Below are 19,569 nucleotides of genomic sequence, written 5' to 3'. Positions count from 1 at the left end.
AAAAGTGACCCGCTGTAAGAGCGGAACCAATAGCAGCCGTTACCGAAGAAACGGATATGTACCCGACAAGCCAAGGGACACCACCATGCCGATGTTCAACAAAATCCTCATAGCCAACCGTGGCGAAATCGCCTGCCGCATCCAGCGCACCGCCCAATCCCTGGGCTACCGCACCGTAGCAATCTACAGCGAAGCCGACACCGACGCCCTGCACGTCCAGATGGCCGACGAAGCCATCAACATCGGCCCCGCCCCCGTCACCCAGTCCTACCTGAACATCGAAGCCATCCTCAACGCAGCCCACCGCACCGGCGCCGACGCCATCCACCCCGGCTACGGCTTCCTCTCCGAAAACCCCGACTTCGCCCGAGCCTGCGCAAACGCCGGCCTCACCTTCATCGGCCCCAGCCCCGAAGCCATCGACCTGATGGGCAGCAAACGCCTCTCAAAAATCGCCATGCTCAACGCCGGCGTCCCCTGCATCAAGGGCTACCAAGGCCCCGACCAGGACGACCCAACCCTGCAACAACAAGCCACCCACATCGGCTACCCACTGATGATCAAGGCCAGCGCCGGCGGCGGCGGCCGCGGCATGCGCCTGGTACACAACCCCGACACCCTGCTGGAACACCTGCGCACCGCCCGCTCCGAAGCACAAAACGCCTTCGGCAGCGCCGAACTCATCCTCGAACAAGCCCTGATCGCCCCCCGCCACGTCGAAATCCAACTGTTCGGCGACACCCACGGCAACCTGATCTACCTCGGCGAACGCGACTGCTCGGTCCAGCGCCGCCATCAAAAAGTCATCGAAGAAGCCCCCTGCCCCGTCATGACCCCCGAGCTGCGCCAAGCCATGGGCGAAGCCGCCCTCAAGGCCGCGCGCGCCGTCAATTACGTCGGCGCCGGCACGGTGGAGTTCCTGCTCGACCGCGACGGCAATTTCTACTTCCTGGAAATGAACACCCGCCTGCAGGTCGAACACCCGGTCACCGAACTGATCACCGGCCTCGACCTCGTCGCCTGGCAACTGCACATCGCCGCCGGCCAACCTTTGCCCCTGAGTCAGGAACAAGTGACCCTCACCGGCCACGCCATGGAAGTGCGCCTGTACGCCGAAGACCCGGCCCAGGGCTTCCTCCCGCAAACCGGCGACGTACTGCGCTGGGACCCGGCGCCAGGTGTGCGCATCGATCATGGCGTGCTGGAAGGCCAGCGCATCACCCCGTTCTACGACTCGATGCTGGGCAAGATCATCGCCCACGGCGCCACCCGCGAAGAGGCCCGGCGCAAGCTGGTCAGGGCCGTGGAAGACTGCGTGCTGCTCGGCGTGCCCACCAACCAGCGCCTGCTGGCCAGCCTGCTCAAGCATCCACACTTCATCGCCGGCGATTTCAGCACCGGCTTTATTGCCGAACACTTCAGCGACATCCCGCGTCCCCACGCGACCAACGAAGAGCTGGCCCTGGCCGCCGCGCTGTTTTACCAACACAGCGCCAGCGCTCACACCCAGCCATTATCCGGCTGGCGCAACAACGCCAGCGTACCCTGGACCTGGCAATTGGCCGAACACGACGAGCCCCGGACCATCAGCCTCAGTGTACTGGCGGACAATTGCCTGCAAGTCGAGATTGATCTGCACGCCATCGAAATACGCGACCTCTCCACCGACGGACGCTGGGCCACCGCCGTTCTCAACGGCATTCGCCGTCGCATTGCCTACCACCTGCAAGGCACCCGGCTCTGGTTGCCCGGCGTGTGCATCAATGATCGAACCCAAACCGTCGCCACCCGCCAGGCCGAGGCCGGCAACGGCACGGTCAAGGCGCCGATGGATGGGGCAATTGTCGAAGTACGGGTCAGCGAAGGCGATTCGGTCAGCAAGGGCCAGCTGTTGCTGGTGCTGGAAGCGATGAAAATGGAGCACCCACTCAAGGCCGGCATGAGTGGCGTGGTCAAGCGAATCCAGGCGGTTGCAGGCGATCAGGTCAGGAACCGTCAGATTTTGCTGGAGATCGAGTAAGCCCTGGGCGGAACTAGCAGGCTTGGCTACGCTCTATCCCCATCAGGACGGGAAGAGTACGGGAACCTGCGATGCCTCATTGGCTGATTATTGATCTTGAAGCCACAACGGATGAAGGCGGCTGGCCCGTGACCGAGATGGAAATCATCGAAATCGGTGTGAGCCTGGTCAACCGCCAGGGCCGTGAACTGGACCATTTCCAGCGTTTCGTGCGGCCATTGCGCAGGCCGCTGCTGACGCCGTTCTGCCGCCAGTTGACCCACATCACCCAGGCGAATATCGACGCTGCCGCGCCGTTGATCGAGGTGTGGCCGCTGTTCGAACGCTGGCTTGGCCAGCACCAGGCACGCCTGGAAGGCTGGGCGAGCTGGGGTGACTACGATCGCCAGCAACTGGAACTGGAGTGGCAGCGCCATGGCTTGAGCAGCGTGCTGGGCCAGACGCCCCACGTGAACCTCAAGCAACGCTTCGCCAAGGCCCGGCGCCTGGACAAGCCGCTGGGGCTCAACGGCGCGCTGCAACTGGCCGGCATGCAGTTCCACGGCCAACAGCATCGGGCGCTGGAAGATGCACGCAATACCGCACGGCTGCTGCCGTTGATTTTGCCCGTGTAGAAGGCATACTGGCCGACCTTTCTTGACCCTTTTCCGAGGATTCGCCCATGTTTAAAGTCAACGAGTACTTCGACGGCACCGTCAAGTCGATCGCTTTCGGCACTGCAGAAGGTCCGGCGACCATCGGCGTCATGGCCCCGGGTGAATACGAGTTCGGCACTGCCCAGCGTGAAATCATGCACGTGGTATCGGGCGCACTGACCGTCAAGCTGCCAGACAGCACCGACTGGGAAACCTTCGCCGCCGGCAGCCAGTTCAACGTGCCAGCCAACAGCAAGTTCCAGCTGAAGGTGGCGGTCGACACCGCCTACCTGTGCGAATACCGCGGCTAAACGTTCGATAGCCAAAAAAAATGCCCGTCTCGCGAGAGACGGGCATTTTTCATTTCAGGGCTGCTTACTCCAGGATCGTCACCGGCATGCCGACTTCCAGGCGGCCCACCCCATCGTTGACCAGGTTCTGCCCGAACATCACATCGCCCTCTTGCTCGCGGTAGGTCTTGAGCGTGGCCAGCGGTTCGCGGTCGGCACTGCGCTCGCCACTCGCCGGGTCGATGGTGGTGAGGATGCAGCGTGAGCAGGACTTGACCACGCGAAACTCCACATCACCGATCCGTATCCGCTTCCAGCCGTCTTCGGCAAAGGCTTCGCTGCCCTCGATCACCAGGTTGGGGCGAAAACGCAGCATCTCCATGGGCCGACCGATACGCTGGGACAGGTCATCCAGGGACGCCTGGCCGATCAGCAGCAACGGAAAGCCATCGGCAAACGCGACCTTGTCATCATCCTTGCCGTAGCCGGCCTCGGTCGTGCGTGCACGGGACAGCGGCACTTGCACCAGCCGCGTGGGTTTGCCGATGAATTCGCTGAGCCAGGCGCCCGCCTCGTCACCGGCATCCGGCACGCGCAAGGTGTCACGCCAGATGGTCACGCCGCGCAACTCGGCATCGCTGCCGGGTAGTGGCACGTCAAGCGCAGGTTGGCCCTCGGCGCTCAAGGTCAGGCCACCGGCGCTGTTCCACAGCGCCGAGAGCTGGCTCATCCTGGCCACGGCGCGCTGGGTCAGGAAACGCCCGCTGGCCTCGTCCACCAACATCCAGCGTCGATCCCCGTCGAGCCCGAGTGTGTCCAGGCCGATCTGCTGCAAGGATTCACCCTTGCCGGACTTCAAGGGGTATCGGTACAACGCGCTGAGACGAAGCATGGGCCTGCATTCCTGAGGGACAAAGCCGTCACCCTAAGCTCAAGCCGGGACTTCGTCCAGCATCAGGCGCTGACGTACCACGTCCACCAACTTGTCGGGCTGGAACTTGGAGAGGAAGTTGTCGCAACCGACCTTCTTCACCATCGAGTCGTTGAAGCTGCCGGACAACGACGTATGCAGCACCACGTACAGGCTGCGCAGGCGCGGGTCGTTGCGAATCTCGGTGGTCAGGCGGTAGCCGTCCATCTCGGGCATTTCGGCGTCGGTGAAGATCATCAACAGCTTGTCGGTCATCACCTGGCCACTGTCGGCCCAGGCCTTGAGCATGTTCAGTGCCTTGAGGCCGTCGCTGGCAATGTGCATCTTCACCCCCAACTGTCCGAGGGTGTCACGCAGTTGCGAGAGGGCGACGTTGGAGTCATCCACCAGCAGCACTTCGCGGCCGCGGGCGCGTTCCAGCACCGGGTCTTCAAGTTTCTCGCGGGAAACCTTGGCATTGTAGGGCACGATTTCGGCGAGGACTTTTTCCACGTCGATGATTTCCACCAACTGGTCATCGACCTTGCTGATGGCCGTCAGGTAATGCTGGCGCCCGGCACTTGCCGGCGGCGGCAGGATCGCCTCCCAGTTCATGTTGACGATGCGGTCGACGCCGCCCACCAGGAACGCCTGCACCGAGCGGTTGTACTCGGTGACGATAATGGTGCTGTTGGGGCCCGGAATCAGCGGACGCATGCCAATCGCCTGGGACAGGTCGATCACCGGCAACGTCTGCCCACGCAGGTTGACCACCCCGCAGACAAACGGGTGGCGCTGGGGCATCAGGGTCAACTTGGGCAGTTGCAGCACTTCCTGCACCTTGAACACGTTGATCGCGAACAGCTGCCGCCCGGCCAGGCGAAACATGAGGATCTCCAGGCGATTCTCACCCACCAATTGTGTGCGTTGATCTACCGTGTCGAGAATGCCGGCCATTAAAGACTCCTGGGGTTTAGCGGATGGATAGTGCTGGTCACTGAAGCAGGTTATCGGCGGCAAACGCCGGACCTTGACCCCCCACTAAAATGCCATGCAAATCCATTGATGTCACACTGACATCATGCTTTACTGAACCCGCTTCAACGCAAGGCCCATCACCACCGCCGCGTGACCGCAAAGTCTGCGCGAGGTTCCGCTATGTAAGGGATTCCCCTATCCACAATCAGGACCAACCTGATATTCGCGATATCTAATAGCCATTAATGTGACGCCATTCTCATTGCATGAATGGAGTCAGGCTTTTGTTTGCTATCGCAAGCCCACGGCCAACGGATCATCCAGTGACTTATGTACTGGCACCCAAAGAAGTTGTGCGAATGCCCCTGGAAATTGTCGGGTACTCGGACGACGGCCGTCATTCAAATAAATTTCCTACTGAAAAGTCGGAACGGGCCTACAGATATTCGTCATATTTCAGCGGTAGTTTTACGCCATTCAACCGGTGCAACATCTCATCATCCGATCGTATGTTCTGGAGACTTGTGTGATGAACGACGGCAAAGAGTGGCAACTTGCACTTCCCGAGTTCCTCCTCGAGGCGGAAATGTTGCTGGCCAAGTCTGAAGAATGCTTGAGCCACCTGCATTTGATCCGCAACGACAGTGACGCGATCGACTGCATGAAAACCAACCTGATCAAGCTCGCGGAAAAATCCGAAGCCCTGGCCCTGAGGGCGATCAGCGAGTTCTCACGGCATATCCAGTACCTGATCAGCAACGCCGCCAGCCCCCTGCAACTGCATGACGAAGCACTTGATGCACTGCACAACTGCCTCACCCTGCTGGCCTGGCAACTGGAGTTGATCGATACAAAAACCGGCAAGCTCGGCCTGGATGAAACGGAACAAACCGTGTTGATCGCCACCGTTGTCCAACACATCCCCCAAAGCGATTTTGGCTATAAGCAACAACACAGGCCTTACGCTATTTGAGGCTTCTTCGCATTCAAGCGACAAAAAATGTCGCATTCAATTGCCTGATTATCTAAAAACGACACCACAACTATTTATGCATCACGCCGTCGTTAGCAGAAAAATATCAATAAGCCACTAACGACAATACTGATACAAAACAACTTCAATGATACAACTTCCCCACTCGTTGAACTCCGGGACTACCTTCCGGGACGATGCCGTGATTAATACGCCTCATCCCGCTCGGCGCCAGGCGACCAACGGTAATAGTGGTGGTACCATGCCCCGCTCGAAGTGACTCAACTTCATGATGCATATAAACGTGAAATGCGCCTCCTATGTACGCCAGCCTGAAGTCACTCATCGCAAGGTCCGTGTCCCGAAGCAATGCACGCTGGATAACCCTCGCGCTATGCCTGTGCGCGTGCCTGCTCAGCCTGTGGGCTTATGCACACTCGGCCGATCTTCCCCTGGCGCTGTTGTCAGTGAACCTGGCCACCCTGCTGGTGGTGGGCTTGCAACAGTGGCGCTCACGCAAGTCCATCAAGTTCCAGCCCCAGGAGTTGGCCGACCGCCTGTTGCAGGTCCAGGAAAACGAACGTCATCGCCTCAGCCGCGAACTGCACGATGATATCGGCCAACTGTTGACCGCCGCCAAGCTGCAAAGTGAATGGCTCAAGCGCCGTCTTCCGGAAAACCTGCAGGGCCACTGTGCGGTGCTGTGCAACACCCTCAACGAAACCCTGGCCAAGGTGCAGGACGTGTCGGCCATCCTCAACCCCCGGCAACTGGCGAGCCTGGGCCTTGAGGCGAGCCTGCGGGCGCATCTGCTCAAGACCCTGGAAAACACCCGGGTAAGCTGGAGCCTGGAATGCCATCAACGGCTGACCGGCATCCCGGAAGAGATGGCTGTTGCCGCCTTTCGCATTACCCAGGAAGCCGTCACCAACATGCTGCGCCATGCCCAGGCACGTAACCTGCTGGTACGCCTGCAACGCCTGCCCGAAGGCCTGTCACTGTTTATCAGCGATGACGGCCAGGGCTTTTCGCCCGCCATCAACCCCGCCCAGGAAGGCCAGCGGGGCATGGCCGGGATGTCCGAGCGGATTGATCAACTGGGAGGCACATTGTCGGTCAATAGCCAGCCAGGCTCCGGGACGAGGATCGAAGCGCTTTTCCCCTGGGCGCCTCGCGCCCTCGAACGGGCCAACCCCCATAAGGTTCTAGAGTGACGTGCAACTTACTCCTGGTGGATGACCACTCCCTGATCAGGGCCGGCGTGCGTGCGCTGGTCATGGATATTCCCGGCTACGCGGTGATCGGTGAAGCGAGCGACGGCGCGCAGTTGCTGGAGCGGTTTGACGCGCTGCAACCCGACATCGTGCTGCTTGACCTGTCGATGAAGCACACCGGCGGGCTCGATGCATTGAAAGACCTCAAGCGCGCCTACCCGAAGAGCAAGGTGCTGATCCTGTCGATGCACACCGACCCGGAGCTGATCATGTGCGCGCTGGAGTCCGGCGCCCATGGCTACCTGCTCAAGGACACCACGGCCAATGAGCTGGAGCACGCGCTGCTGGCGTTGCGCAACAACGAACGCTACCTCAGCCCGGCAATCGCCCATACGGTGATCAACCAGGCGCTGATCCGCAATCAGGCCCAGGTCAACCCGCCGCCCCACAGCCACAACCTGACGGCACGCCAGTTGGAAATCCTGCGCTTGATCGTGCGCGGCAAGTCCACCCGTGAAATCGCCAATGGCCTGGGTCTGAGCATCAAGACCGTGGAAGCCCACCGCTCGCAGATCATGAAGCGCCTGCAGATTTTCGACGTGGCGGGCCTGGTGCTGTTCGCAGTGCGCGAACAGATCATCAGCCTTGACGATTAGTCAGCAACGGTGAGTCATCCGGCAGATGCACCCGCAGTGCCTGGGGCAAGGCCGAGAAGTGCAAGTCGTCACCCTGGAGTGGTTCGCCGTCGAGGTTGATCGCCAGCCCTTCGGCGACCTTGATTTCGACCCACGGCAAGCGCGCCCGCACAAACATATTGTCCAGGCCCCAGCCGTCCGTCATCAGGTTGCGCAGGGTGCCGACCACTTCCTGCGGCGCCGGCAAGATGCTGATATCCAACAAACCATCATCGGCCAGGGCGCCGGGGCACAGCACGTGGCCACCACCGGCCTGGCGCCCGTTGCCGATGCCCAGGGCCAGCAGCTCGCCGCGCCAGTGAAAGTCAGGGCCCTGCAATTCACCGTAGGCCGCGCGCAACTCGCTGAAGCGTGACAGGCCGGTAAACAGATACGCCGCGCCACCGAGGACTTTCTTCAAGTCTTCGGAGGTGTTGGCAGTGACCTGGCTGCCAAAACCACCGGTGGCCATATTCAGGAAGATCTGCCCGCCTACTTCGCCCAGGTCGATGGCACGGGCCGGTACATCCAGCAGGTCCAGGGCCTGCTCGGGCTCCAGCGGCACACCGGCGGCGCGGGCAAAATCGTTGGCGGTACCGAGGGGCATCAGCACCAGGCTGGCCTCGGTCTTGGCCCGGGCCATGGCCTCGGCCACATCCCGCAGGGTGCCGTCACCGCCGCCGGCAATCAGCCGCGTGTAGCCATCGGCAAGGGCCTGATCGACAAACCGCTGGGCATCGCCACCCTCCCACGTCACCCGTACGGCCAGGTCCCAGCCCTGCTCGCGCTTGCCCTGCACCGCCGCCCGCACCTGCTCGTTGAGGGCTTGCTTGCCGTGCAGAATCAACAGTGCCTTGGGTGTGCTCATGGATGAATGCTCCTGGGTTTAAGGTTCCTGAGGGATGTTGACCGTGGCCAATCGAAAAAAAGCCATCGGATGTAGAAATTAACCGGGTTTTGTAGCGTTTCTGACACGGATCAACTCGCACTTGGCGAAATCGACCTAGACTTATACCTATTCCCACCCGACAAGGCCGTCGCACCATGATCACCATGTCCGCCTTCCACTCCATGCTTATCCCCATCCTGACCGGCATGATCCTCCTGGCCATCGGCTTCAACTTCCGCGACAAACCCATCGGTGTGTTCGGCATGTGGATCGGCATGCTGCTGATCCTCGGCACCGTGGTTTACAAGATCCTCGCCAAACTCGCCGAATGACAATCTCACTCGCATTGCACATGACGGCCTCGTACACTCGGTCAATTCGTCGTTTTTAAGGTTGACCGCCTCGTGCTTGCCCGTCTGTTTGCCCTGCCCTGTTGCCTGCTTTTCTGCCTGCTGACCCTGCTGCCCATGGCGCCTGCCCACGCCGTGAGCCTGCCAGGGCTGCTGGGCAGCAACACCAAAACCCAGCCGCAAGCCGACGTCCCGTTGGGCCAGTCCCTGGACGAGGTGATCAAGACCCTGGAAAACGACCAGCAGCGCACCAAGCTGCTGAGCGACCTGAAAAAGCTCCGTGAGACCACGCAAAAGGCCCAGCCCGCCGCCGAACTGGGTGTACTCGGTTTGATCGGCGGCACGCTGTCGAGCCTGGAGCAACAATTCTCCGGTGCCGACAGCCCGCTCAATCGCTGGTCCAACGAGTTTGACCAGGCCAAGGATGAACTCACCGCACTGATGCTGCCGGCCAGCGAATGGCTGCCGATCATCTTTGCCTTTGCCATGATCCTGATGCTCTGGAGCCTGCTGGCCGCGATCCTGATCTGGCTCAGCCACCGGGTGCGCGAGCGCTTCGGCCTGACCGAAGAACTGCCGCAACACCCCAAGACCTGGGACCTGCTGCGCTTTGCCCTGCGCAAGCTCGGCCCGTGGCTGATCGCGTTGGTGATCACCGTCTACATGAGCTACGCACTGCCCTCGTCCCTCGGCAAATCCCTGGCAATGGTGCTGGCCTATGCGCTGGTGGTGGGCACCTGCTTCTCGGCGATCTGCGTGGTCGCGTTTTCCGTACTCGACGGCCCGCACCGTCACCGCGCGTTGTACATCCTGCGCCACCAGGCCTTCCGGCCGTTGTGGCTGATCGGCAGCTTTGCCGCCTTTGGCGAAGCCGTCAGCGACCCGCGCCTGGCCGAGAGCCTGGGCCAGCACCTGTCCCATGTCGCCGCGACCATCGCCAATGTCATGGCCGCGCTGTCCACCGGTGTGTTCATCCTGCGATTCCGCCGGCCGATTGCGCACCTGATCCGCAACCAGCCGCTGTCCCGCCGCCTGACCCGCCGCGCCCTGAGTGACACCATCGAAATCGTCGGTACCTTCTGGTACCTGCCGGCGTTGCTGCTGGTGGGCATCTCGCTGTTCGCCACCTTCGTCTCCGCCGGCGACACCAGCACCGCCCTGCGCCAGTCGTTGTTGTGCACGGTGTTGCTGGTGCTGTGCATGGTGATCAACGGCCTGGTGCGCCGCCATTCCCTCAAGCCGCAGCGTGGGCACAAGCGCCATGCGCTGTACTCCGAGCGCCTGAAAAGCTTCGTCTACACCCTCGCCCACCTGGTGGTGTGGCTGGTGTTTATCGAACTCGGCCTGCGGGTCTGGGGCCTGTCGCTGATCCGTTTTACCGAAGGCGACGGGCATGAAATCAGCGTCAAGCTGTTCGGCCTTGCCGGCACATTGCTGTTTGCCTGGCTGATCTGGATCCTCAGCGACACCGCGATCCACCACGCCCTCACCCGCTCGCGCAAAGGCCTGGCCAACGCGCGTGCGCAAACGATGATGCCGTTGATTCGCAACGTGCTGTTCGTGACCATCTTCATCATTGCCGCCATCGTCGCCCTGGCGAACATGGGCATGAACGTCACGCCGCTGCTGGCGGGTGCCGGTGTGATCGGCCTGGCCATCGGTTTTGGTGCACAGTCGCTGGTGGCGGATTTGATCACCGGCCTGTTCATCATTATCGAAGACTCCCTGGCAATTGATGACTACGTGGATGTCGGCGGCCACCTGGGGACGGTCGAAGGGTTGACCATCCGTACCGTGCGCCTGCGGGACATCGACGGCATCGTGCATACGATCCCGTTCAGTGAAATCAAAAGCATCAAGAACTACTCCCGGGAGTTCGGCTACGCGATCTTCCGGGTGGCGATTCCCTACAACATGGAAATCGACGACGCCATCAAGCTGATGCGCGACGTCGGGCAGAAGATGCGCAACGACCCGTTGCAGCGGCGCAATATCTGGTCGCCGCTGGAGATTCAGGGTGTAGAAAGTTTCGAGTCCGGCAGTGCGATTCTTCGCGCCCGCTTCAAGACCGCGCCGATCAAGCAGTGGGAGGTTTCGCGGGCGTTCAACCTGTCGCTCAAGCGTCACCTCGATGAAGCCGGGCTGGACCTGGCCACCCCACGCTTGAGCGTGCAAGTGGTGACAGCGGCGGGAGGCGTGCAAGAGAAAGAATAAGCGCTGCCCGGACGACGTCAGGATCAACAACAATAATCATGGAGAGTCCTTATGCGTTTGACCGGTCTTACACACCAATGGGTATTCGGCCTGCTGTGCGGTGTCGCCAGCAGCGCGGTCATCGCCGCCAACAGCGGCCAGGACAGTGCCCGCGAAACCATCGCCGCCCAGGCCAAAGTACTGGAACCGGCCTTGCTGGAAACCCGGCGCGACATCCACGCCCATCCTGAACTGGGCAATACCGAACATCGCACCGCGGAGCTGGTGGCCAAGCAACTGCGGGAGATGGGGCTGGAGGTCAAGACTGGCGTGGCGCGCACGGGCGTTGTCGCCATCCTCAAGGGCGCCCTGCCCGGCCCGACCGTGGCCTTGCGCGCCGACATGGATGCGCTGCCGGTCAAGGAAGTCTCCGGCCTGCCCTTCGCCTCGAAGGCCAAGGGTGTGTACCTCGATAAAGAAGTCGACGTGATGCACGCCTGCGGCCACGACGCCCACACCGCCATCCTGCTGAGCACAGCGAAAATCCTTACAGGTATGCGCGATCGCCTGCCTGGGACCGTGGTGTTTTATTTCCAGCCGGCTGAAGAAGGCCCGAGCGACTTTATCCCCGACGGTAAAAACACTTGGGGCGCGAAGATGATGGTGCAGGAAGGGCTGATGAAATCGCCCAAGCCGGATGCCGTTTTTGGGCTGCATGTGTGGGCCGGGGTGCCTGCGGGGCAGATTGCGTATCGGCCGGGGCCGACGCTGGCGAGCTCGGATGACCTGCGGATCAAGATCCTGGGCAAGCAGACCCATGCGGGGCGGCCGTGGGATGGGATCGATCCGATTACCGTGGGGGCGCAGGCCATTGTGGGGCTGCAGACGGTGGTCAGTCGGCGTACCGACATTTCTTCGTTTCCGGCGGTGGTGAGTATTGGCACCATCAACGGAGGGACGCGGTACAACATCATTCCCGAGTCGGTGGACATGAGTGGGACCATTCGCTCCTACGACTATGGCATTCGCCAGAAGCTGCATGCGGATGTGCGGCAGACCGTAGAGAAGATTGCCGAGAGTGGTGGGGCGAAGGCTGAGGTGACGATCATTGAGAAGTACGACCCGACCATCAACAACCCGGCGCTGACCGAAAAGATGCTGCCGAGTTTGCGTTGGGCGGCGAATGGCGACGTAGTGAATGCCCCGTTGGTGGGTGGGGCTGAGGACTTCTCGTTTTATGCCAAGGAAGCGCCAGGGTTGTTTGTGTTTCTGGGGGTGACGCCGAGGGATCAGGACATGAGCAAGGCGGCGCCGAATCATAATCCGGGGTTCTTTGTGGATGAGTCGGCGTTGGTGGTTGGGGTTCGGACGCTGGCTTCGTTGGCGACGGATTATTTGTATGCCAATGCGGGGGATTGAGGGTATATCCGTTATTCAGGTAACGGCCGCCTAGGGTTCCGCTCTTGCCCCACCACTCTGCACCTCGCTCGGGCTTAAGTGTGGTGAAGCAACAGCAAACCCAAAGGCGGACACGATCCAAATGTGGGAGCGGGTTTGCTCGCGAAGGTCGTTAACGATGACGTGGGTATCCTGACTCAACGCGGCGCCCTCAGGTTTTTCGCGAGCAAGCCCGCTCCCACATAAAGCGGCTCTGCTTTTGCTCTAACACTCGGGTCATCGGGGTAAAGCCCTGTGCTTACTTGGGGCTGGGCCGGCATTCCAGCTGTTCAAAAGTGAGCCGCTGTGAGAGCGGAACCAAAAGCCGCCGTGACCTAAATAACGGATACACACAGGCAAAACGTCAAACCACATCCACCCCCACATGAATCGCATCATGCCGCCAAAACTCCAGATCACAATCAATCAACCGCTCATGCTGATCATAATTAACCCGAGCAATCCGCAACCCCGGGCTCCCCACCGACACCCTCAACGCCGCCGCAGCCTCAACCTGCAATGACGTCGGCACAATCTCAAACCGCACCCGCCCGTAGTGCAAGTCATACACCCGCGCATACAACTCCGTAATCGACTGATTCAAATCACACCCCAGAATCCCCGGAAAATACTGCGGGTTCAGATAGTGCTCCACATACAACACCAACCGCCCATCAATCCTGCGCCCCCGGCAAATCTGAATCACGCTGGACAACGCCGGCAACTGCAACCACGCACACACCGCCGCCGAAGCCGGCTGCAACCGCGCCGAAATCACCTCGGTCGACGGCACCCGACCCTGGGCACTCACCATCGCGTGAAAATGACTGCGCTGCATCAGGTTATAGGCAAGCCTGGGCGGCGACACAAACCACCCCCGCCGCTCCTCGCGATAAATCTGCCCTTGTGCCTCAAGTTGTAACAAGGCTTCCCGCACCGTAATCCGGGTGGTACCAAACAACTCGCTGAGCTTGCGCTCGGCCGGCAGCTTACTGGCAGGCGCCAACAAGCCATGGTCGATCTGCTCTTGCAGCGCCAGGCCAATGGTTGTCACCGCCTTGGTTGCCTCATCACGCATCAACGTTACCTATCTGGACTAGACCAGCACTATTCAGGTGCACAAAACGCCCGCTAAACGCGCCTCTGCTGTTGCGTGCAAGCCTAGGCATTGCACATGACCGACAGATGACAGCGCCTCGCGACGTGCTGCCACAAGACCTGCAATACATCGGCCAAGTCCAAGGCTTCCGGGCGGTTGGGCATGGTCTACGCTTACCCGGTGATCCCCCGTCCAGGCCAACAAAAAACGACATCGACATGAAACTGTCATCCGCCACGCCTAAATTGGCTCGTGTATTGCTGACCTAGACCAACACCACCGCAAACGTCGATAAAAACGCAGCGTTGAAAACGCCCAAAGGAGCTTCGGATGAAACAGCTTTTCCTGGCATCACTGTTAGGCTCGACCATTGCCATGTGCACCGCCGCCATGGCTGCTGATACCGATTTGAAAACGCTCGAAGCCGCCGCGAAAGCGGAAGGCGCCGTCAACAGCGTCGGCATGCCCGATGACTGGGCCAACTGGAAAGGCACCTGGGACGACCTGGCCAAGATCTATGGCCTCAAGCACATCGACACCGACATGAGCTCGGCCCAGGAAGTCGCCAAGTTCGCGGCAGAAAAAGACAACGCCAGTGCCGACATCGGCGACGTGGGTGCAGCCTTCGGCCCGATCGCGGTGAAACAGGGCGTTACCCAACCGTACAAACCGACCACCTGGGCACAAGTCCCGGATTGGGCGAAAGACAAAGACGGTAACTGGGCCCTGGCCTACACCGGCACCATCGCCTTTATCGTCAACAAAAAACTCCTGCACGGCTCCGAAGCTCCGAAAAGCTGGGCTGACCTGAAGACCGGCAAATACAAGGTTTCCATCGGCGACGTGAGCACCGCCGCCCAGGCGGCCAACGGCGTACTCGCCGCTGCACTGGCCAACGGTGGCGACGAGAAGAACATTCAGCCGGCGCTGCTGATGTTCGCCGAAATCGCCAAGCAAGGCCGCCTGTCGCTGGCCAACCCAACCATCTCCACCATGGAAAAAGGCGAAGTGGAAGTGGGCGTGGTCTGGGACTTCAACGGCCTGAGCTACAAGGCCAAGATGGCCAACCCGGATGACTACGTGGTGCTGATCCCGTCGGACGGCTCGGTGATTTCCGGCTACACCACCATCATCAACAAATACGCCAAGCACCCGAACGCCGCCAAGCTGACCCGCGAATACATCTTCAGCGACGCCGGCCAGACCAACCTGGCGCGTGGCAATGCGCGGCCGATCCGTGCCGAGCACCTGACCTTGCCAGCCGACGTACAGGCCAAGCTGCTGCCTAACGAGCAGTACAAGAAAGTCACGCCGATCAAGGACGCCGACGCTTGGGAGAAGACCTCCAAGGCACTGCCGCAGAAGTGGCAGGAAGAAGTCATCATCAATATGCAATAAGGCTGTAACCCACATTGGAGATCCGCTGGAGATCCAATGTGTGAGCGGGCTTGGGTGGGAGCGGGCTTGCTCGCGAAAGCGCAGTGTCAGTCAATACATGTGTGACTGACCCACCGTCTTCGCGAGCAAGCCCGCTCCCACAAAAGCCCACTCCCACACTTAACTGCGTTCCCTCAGGGGAAATTGAGTCAAGCCTATTTGTTGCGGAGCCCCAGCCCCTATGAAGCACAACGTCATCCTTGTCGTGCTCGACGGCCTGAATTACGAGGTTGCCCGACACGCCATGGGGCACTTGCAGGCCTATGTCGGCGCAGGACGCGCAGCATTGTACAAACTGGAATGTGAACTGCCGGCCCTGTCCCGGCCACTGTACGAATGCATCCTCACCGGCGTCCCGCCGATCGAGAGCGGCATCGTCCACAACAACGTCTCGCGCCTGTCCAACCAGCGCAGCATTTTCCATTACGCCACCGACGCCGGCTTATCCACGGCGGCGGCGGCGTATCACTGGGTCAGCGAGTTGTATAACCGCTCGCCCTTTATCGCCGCCCGGGATCGACATACCAGCGACCCGGCCCTGGCGATCCAGCACGGGCATTTCTACTGGAATGACCATTACCCGGACTCGCACCTGTTTGCCGACGCCGAAAGCCTGCGCCTCAAACACGCGCCGAATTTCCTGGTGGCGCACCCGATGAACATCGACGATGCCGGCCACAAGCACGGCCTCGACACCCCGCAATACCGCAACAGCGCGCGCTCGGCCGACATCATCCTCGCCGACTACCTGCAAGGCTGGCTCGACGCCGGTTACCAGGTGCTGGTGACGGCCGACCACGGCATGAACAACGACCGCTCCCACAACGGCCTGCTGCCGGAAGAACGGGAAGTGCCGCTGTTTGTGCTGGGTGATGCCTTCAGCCTCGACACCCACGCCACGCCCAAACAAACCGAGCTGTGCGGCACCGTCTGCGAGCTGCTGGGTGTACCCCACGACAAACCTGTATGCCGGGAGCTGTTGAAGTGAATTCAGTGATCCGCGGCAAATGGCTGGCCGCCTTGTGCCTGGTGCCCTTCGCGCTGTTTTTTATCGTGTTCGAGATCGCTCCGCTGTTCTGGGTGCTGGTCAGCAGCCTGCAATCGGAAGAGTTTGGCTGGGGCCTGGCCAACTTCAGCAAGATCGCCAATTCGAAATTCTACCTGCAGGCAATCCAGTACAGCCTGGAGATCAGTTTCTACTCCAGTGTGTTCGGGATCGTCATTGCCGTGCTGGGCAGTTACTCGCTGCGTCGGGTGGATGGCCGGCTGCGCAATTTCGTGACCGCCTTCGCCAACATGACCAGCAACTTCTCCGGCGTACCCCTGGCCTTCGCCTTCATCATCCTGCTGGGGTTCAACGGCAGCATCACCATCATGCTCAAGCAGGCCGGGATCATTCAGGACTTCAACCTGTATTCCAAGACCGGGTTGATCATCCTTTATACCTATTTCCAGATTCCCCTCGGCGTACTGCTGCTCTACCCGGCCTTTGACGCGTTGCGCGAAGACTGGCGCGAGTCCGCTTCGTTGCTCGGCGCGGATGGCTGGCAATACTGGCGGCATATCGGCTTGCCGGTGCTGACCCCAGCGCTGCTGGGCACCTTCGTGATCCTGCTGGCCAACGCTCTCGGCGCCTACGCCACGGTGTACGCGCTGACCACCGGCAACTTCAACGTGCTGCCGATCCGCATCGCGGCGATGGTCTCCGGCGATATTTCCCTGGACCCGAACATGGCCAGTGCCCTGGCCGTGGTGCTGGTAGCGCTGATGACGGTGGTGACCGTAGTCCATCAACTGCTGCTCAAGAGGAGCTACCATGTCTCGCGCTGAACCTGGCTCGGCCGCCCTCTACCATCGCGTAGTGGTGTACCTGTTGCTTGCTGTCCTGGTGCTGCCATTGCTCGGCACCTTGGTCTACTCCATCGCCAGCAGTTGGTCGGCGACCATCCTGCCATCCGGCTTTACCTTTAAATGGTATATCCAGCTGTGGAGTGACCCGCGCTTCCTGAATGCCTTCGGCCAGTCGCTGCTGGTGTGCGTTGGCGCGCTGATCTTGTCGGTGGTGCTGATCCTGCCGCTGCTGTTTGTGGTGCATTACCACTTTCCAAAACTCGATGCGCTGATGAACATTTTGATCCTGCTGCCCTTCGCGGTGCCGCCGGTGGTGTCGTCGGTGGGGCTGTTGCAGCTCTATGGCTCGGGGCCATTTGCGATGGTGGGTACGCCGTGGATCCTGATCGGTTGCTACTTCACCGTGGCGCTGCCGTTCATGTATCGGGCGATCACCAACAACCTGCAAGCGATCAACCTGCGGGACCTGATGGACGCCGCCCAACTGCTCGGTGCCAGCACCTTTCAGGCGGCGTTCCTGGTGGTGCTGCCGAACCTGCGCAAGGGCTTGATGGTGGCATTGCTGCTGTCGTTCTCGTTCCTGTTCGGCGAGTTCGTGTTCGCCAACATCCTGGTGGGCACCCGCTACGAAACCCTGCAGGTGTACCTCAACAATATGCGTAACAGCAGCGGCCACTTCACCAGTGCCCTGGTGATCTCCTATTTCTTCTTCGTGCTGGTGCTGACCTGGGCCGCCAACATCTTGAACAAGGACAAAAGCCAATGAGCTTCGTCAGCGTCCAACACCTGCAGAAAGGCTACGCCGGTACGCCGGTATTCAGTGACATCAACTGCGAAATCGCCAAGGGCGAATTCGTCACCCTGCTTGGCCCGTCGGGCTGCGGCAAGTCGACCCTGCTGCGCTGCATCGCCGGCCTGACCTCGGTGGACAGCGGGAAAATCCTGCTGGATGGCCAGGACATCGTCCCGCTGAGCCCACAGAAACGGCATATCGGCATGGTGTTCCAGAGCTACGCGCTGTTCCCCAACATGACCGTGGAACAGAACGTCGCCTTCGGCCTGCGCATGCAGAAGGTCAATGCCGACGACAGCCACAAACGCGTGCAGGAAGTGTTGCAACTGGTGGAGCTGAAAGAACTCGCCGGCCGCTACCCGCACCAGATGTCCGGCGGCCAGTGCCAGCGCGTGGCCCTCGCCCGCTCGCTGGTGACGCGCCCGCGCCTGCTGTTGCTCGACGAGCCGTTGTCGGCCCTCGATGCACGGATTCGCAAGCACCTGCGCGAACAGATTCGCCAGATCCAGCGTGAGCTGGGCCTGACCACCATCTTCGTGACCCATGACCAGGAAGAAGCCCTGACCATGTCCGACCGGATCTTCCTGATGAACCAGGGCAAGATCGTACAGAGCGGCGATGCCGAGACCCTCTACACCGCGCCGGTGGATGTGTTCGCCGCGGGCTTTATCGGCAACTACAACCTGCTGGACGCCGACAAGGCCAGCAAACTGTTGCAGCGTCCGATCACCGGGCGCATCGCCATTCGCCCGGAGGCCATTGAGCTCAGCCGCAGCGGTGAGCTGGATGCGTTGGTGCGCAGCCACAGCCTGTTGGGCAACGTGATTCGCTACCGCATCGAAGCCCGGGGCGTGGAATTGGTGGTGGATGTGCTTAACCGCTCGGCTGACGATCTGCACCCGGATGGTCAGAGATTGGCACTTTCCATCGACCCAAGTGCGTTGTGTGAAGTAGCCTGACGCACGATTTATTTGAGAGAGCGTGACAGATGGCATTGGTAATTTTTGATCTGGACGACACCCTGATCCACGGCGACTGCGCCACCCTGTGGAGCGAGCAAATGGGCCGCCTGGGCTGGGTGGATGGTGAGTCGTTCATGCGCAAGAACGACGAACTGATGGCGGCCTACAGCCGCGGTGAGCTGGCCATGGAGGATTTCATGGACTTCAGCCTGGAGCCGATGATTGGCCGCACGCCGGAAGAGATCGAGCACCTTGTAGAGCCGTGGGTGGAAGACGTTATCGAGCCGCTGATCTACAGCGAAGCCACCCGTACCATTGCGCAGCACCGCAAGAATGGTGACCGGATTTTGGTGATCTCGGCATCGGGGACGCACCTGGTCAAGCCGATTGCGGCGCGTATCGGCATTGATGAAGTGCTGGGGATTGAGCTGGACGTCGCCCATGGGGTGTACAGCGGCAAGACCACAGGTGTACTGACTTACCGCGAAGGCAAGATCACTCGCCTGATGGAATGGCTGGAGCAGGAAGGTGAGCACCTTGATGGGGCGTACTTCTACTCGGATTCGCGCAATGATTTGCCGCTGTTGCTGAAGGTGGAGAACCCGCAGGTGGTGAATCCGGACCCGGTGCTGCGGGCGCATGCTGAGAAGGCTGGGTGGCCGATTCATCATTGGGTTTGACGTTTTGTTGCGCTGGTTTGAGGTGAGTACATATCCGTTATTTAGGTAACGGCCGCCTATGGTTTCGCTCTTACAGCGACTCACTTTGGAAAAGCCCCAAAGTAAGCAAAGGGCTCTGCCCCGCCTGTCGGCGCCTCGCTGTGGCTCGGCGTTCCCTCACTCCGGCATTGCTCCGCGGGCCGCC

General features: G+C 60.7%; 18 protein-coding genes and 1 pseudogene. 15 read left to right on the top strand and 4 right to left on the bottom strand.

Annotation, left to right across the window (positions count from 1 at the left end; genetic code table 11):
- Positions 1 to 85: 85 nt before the first annotated feature.
- The 3 genes from HX786_RS29510 to HX786_RS29500 all read left to right on the top strand — a co-directional run bounded on the left by HX786_RS29510 (position 86) and on the right by HX786_RS29500 (position 2,966).
- A complete protein-coding gene (locus HX786_RS29510; RefSeq protein ID WP_178912971.1) occupies positions 86 to 2,020 on the top strand; it encodes an acetyl/propionyl/methylcrotonyl-CoA carboxylase subunit alpha in 1,935 nt (644 codons plus the stop codon).
- Between the two features lie 71 nt (positions 2,021 to 2,091).
- Entirely contained in the window at positions 2,092 to 2,634 is a 543-nt protein-coding gene (locus HX786_RS29505; protein ID WP_003219774.1) for an exonuclease domain-containing protein, read from the top strand.
- A 47-nt stretch (positions 2,635 to 2,681) separates the two neighbouring features.
- On the top strand, positions 2,682 to 2,966 hold the full coding sequence (locus tag HX786_RS29500; protein ID WP_003183665.1) for a pyrimidine/purine nucleoside phosphorylase: 285 nt from the start codon (positions 2,682 to 2,684) through the stop codon (positions 2,964 to 2,966).
- Positions 2,967 to 3,030: 64 nt separating this feature from the next.
- Here the strand turns inward: HX786_RS29500 and HX786_RS29495 are convergent, their stop codons facing one another.
- Both HX786_RS29495 and HX786_RS29490 read right to left on the bottom strand, forming a co-directional pair.
- Positions 3,031 to 3,837: an MOSC domain-containing protein gene (locus HX786_RS29495; RefSeq protein WP_003219772.1), complete on the bottom strand. Its 807-nt coding sequence runs from the start codon at positions 3,835 to 3,837 to the stop codon at positions 3,031 to 3,033.
- A gap of 39 nt (positions 3,838 to 3,876) precedes the next feature.
- The gene (locus tag HX786_RS29490; protein ID WP_008430676.1) at positions 3,877 to 4,812 is read right to left on the bottom strand and encodes a chemotaxis protein CheV; all 936 of its coding nucleotides are present in this window, start codon (positions 4,810 to 4,812) and stop codon (positions 3,877 to 3,879) included.
- A 550-nt stretch (positions 4,813 to 5,362) separates the two neighbouring features.
- On the opposite strand from HX786_RS29490, the gene HX786_RS29485 reads away from it, so the two are divergent.
- The 3 genes from HX786_RS29485 (at position 5,363) to HX786_RS29475 (ending at position 7,676) form a co-directional block, all read left to right on the top strand.
- Positions 5,363 to 5,806, top strand: a complete 444-nt coding sequence (locus HX786_RS29485) for a hypothetical protein (RefSeq protein WP_003219767.1) — start codon at positions 5,363 to 5,365, stop codon at positions 5,804 to 5,806.
- Between the two features lie 320 nt (positions 5,807 to 6,126).
- A complete protein-coding gene (locus HX786_RS29480) occupies positions 6,127 to 7,020 on the top strand; it encodes a sensor histidine kinase (protein WP_003219766.1) in 894 nt (297 codons plus the stop codon).
- On the top strand, positions 7,017 to 7,676 hold the full coding sequence (locus HX786_RS29475) for a response regulator transcription factor (RefSeq protein ID WP_003219763.1): 660 nt from the start codon (positions 7,017 to 7,019) through the stop codon (positions 7,674 to 7,676). The genes HX786_RS29480 and HX786_RS29475 overlap by 4 nt, the downstream gene beginning before the upstream one ends.
- On the opposite strand, the pseudogene yegS reads toward HX786_RS29475, so the two are convergent.
- A pseudogene (gene yegS / locus HX786_RS29470) lies at positions 7,638 to 8,562 on the bottom strand (lipid kinase YegS); the annotation flags it as partial. The gene HX786_RS29475 and the pseudogene yegS overlap by 39 nt on opposite strands.
- Positions 8,563 to 8,738: 176 nt before the next feature.
- Here yegS and HX786_RS29465 point away from each other — a divergent pair.
- The 3 genes from HX786_RS29465 to HX786_RS29455 all read left to right on the top strand — a co-directional run bounded on the left by HX786_RS29465 (position 8,739) and on the right by HX786_RS29455 (position 12,545).
- Complete coding sequence (locus tag HX786_RS29465; protein WP_003219760.1) at positions 8,739 to 8,915, top strand: hypothetical protein; 177 nt, start codon at positions 8,739 to 8,741, stop codon at positions 8,913 to 8,915.
- 72 nt (positions 8,916 to 8,987) lie between these two features.
- Positions 8,988 to 11,147, top strand: coding sequence for a mechanosensitive ion channel family protein (locus tag HX786_RS29460; protein WP_003219758.1), 2,160 nt, complete (start codon positions 8,988 to 8,990; stop codon positions 11,145 to 11,147).
- A 51-nt stretch (positions 11,148 to 11,198) separates the two neighbouring features.
- On the top strand, positions 11,199 to 12,545 hold the full coding sequence (locus tag HX786_RS29455; RefSeq protein ID WP_177037280.1) for an amidohydrolase: 1,347 nt from the start codon (positions 11,199 to 11,201) through the stop codon (positions 12,543 to 12,545).
- A gap of 382 nt (positions 12,546 to 12,927) precedes the next feature.
- Here HX786_RS29455 and HX786_RS29450 read toward each other — a convergent pair whose 3' ends face one another.
- Positions 12,928 to 13,641 carry a UTRA domain-containing protein gene (locus tag HX786_RS29450; RefSeq protein WP_003219754.1) on the bottom strand — a complete coding sequence of 238 codons (714 nt, stop codon included), beginning with the start codon at positions 13,639 to 13,641 and terminating at the stop codon, positions 12,928 to 12,930.
- Between the two features lie 351 nt (positions 13,642 to 13,992).
- Here HX786_RS29450 and HX786_RS29445 point away from each other — a divergent pair, with 351 nt between their 5' ends.
- The 6 genes from HX786_RS29445 to HX786_RS29420 all read left to right on the top strand — a co-directional run bounded on the left by HX786_RS29445 (position 13,993) and on the right by HX786_RS29420 (position 19,385).
- Positions 13,993 to 15,060 (top strand): ABC transporter substrate-binding protein, encoded by a 1,068-nt coding sequence (locus tag HX786_RS29445; RefSeq protein ID WP_177037282.1) that lies wholly within the window; start codon positions 13,993 to 13,995, stop codon positions 15,058 to 15,060.
- Between the two features lie 220 nt (positions 15,061 to 15,280).
- Positions 15,281 to 16,087, top strand: coding sequence for an alkaline phosphatase family protein (locus HX786_RS29440; protein WP_178912970.1), 807 nt, complete (start codon positions 15,281 to 15,283; stop codon positions 16,085 to 16,087).
- Positions 16,084 to 16,929 carry an ABC transporter permease subunit gene (locus tag HX786_RS29435; RefSeq protein WP_010166442.1) on the top strand — a complete coding sequence of 282 codons (846 nt, stop codon included), beginning with the start codon at positions 16,084 to 16,086 and terminating at the stop codon, positions 16,927 to 16,929. The genes HX786_RS29440 and HX786_RS29435 overlap by 4 nt, the downstream gene beginning before the upstream one ends.
- On the top strand, positions 16,916 to 17,716 hold the full coding sequence (locus HX786_RS29430) for an ABC transporter permease (protein WP_102369616.1): 801 nt from the start codon (positions 16,916 to 16,918) through the stop codon (positions 17,714 to 17,716). Before HX786_RS29435 ends, HX786_RS29430 begins: the two co-directional genes overlap by 14 nt.
- Positions 17,713 to 18,702: an ABC transporter ATP-binding protein gene (locus tag HX786_RS29425; protein WP_003219745.1), complete on the top strand. Its 990-nt coding sequence runs from the start codon at positions 17,713 to 17,715 to the stop codon at positions 18,700 to 18,702. The genes HX786_RS29430 and HX786_RS29425 overlap by 4 nt, the downstream gene beginning before the upstream one ends.
- A gap of 29 nt (positions 18,703 to 18,731) precedes the next feature.
- Positions 18,732 to 19,385: an HAD family phosphatase gene (locus HX786_RS29420; protein WP_003219744.1), complete on the top strand. Its 654-nt coding sequence runs from the start codon at positions 18,732 to 18,734 to the stop codon at positions 19,383 to 19,385.
- Positions 19,386 to 19,569: the final 184 nt, after the last annotated feature.

The sequence above is a fragment of the Pseudomonas sp. 21615526 genome (genome assembly GCF_013386245.1).
Classification (GTDB): domain Bacteria; phylum Pseudomonadota; class Gammaproteobacteria; order Pseudomonadales; family Pseudomonadaceae; genus Aquipseudomonas.
Note: the sequence above shows the minus strand (reverse complement) of the source record. Positions and strands in the feature narration are given on the sequence as shown.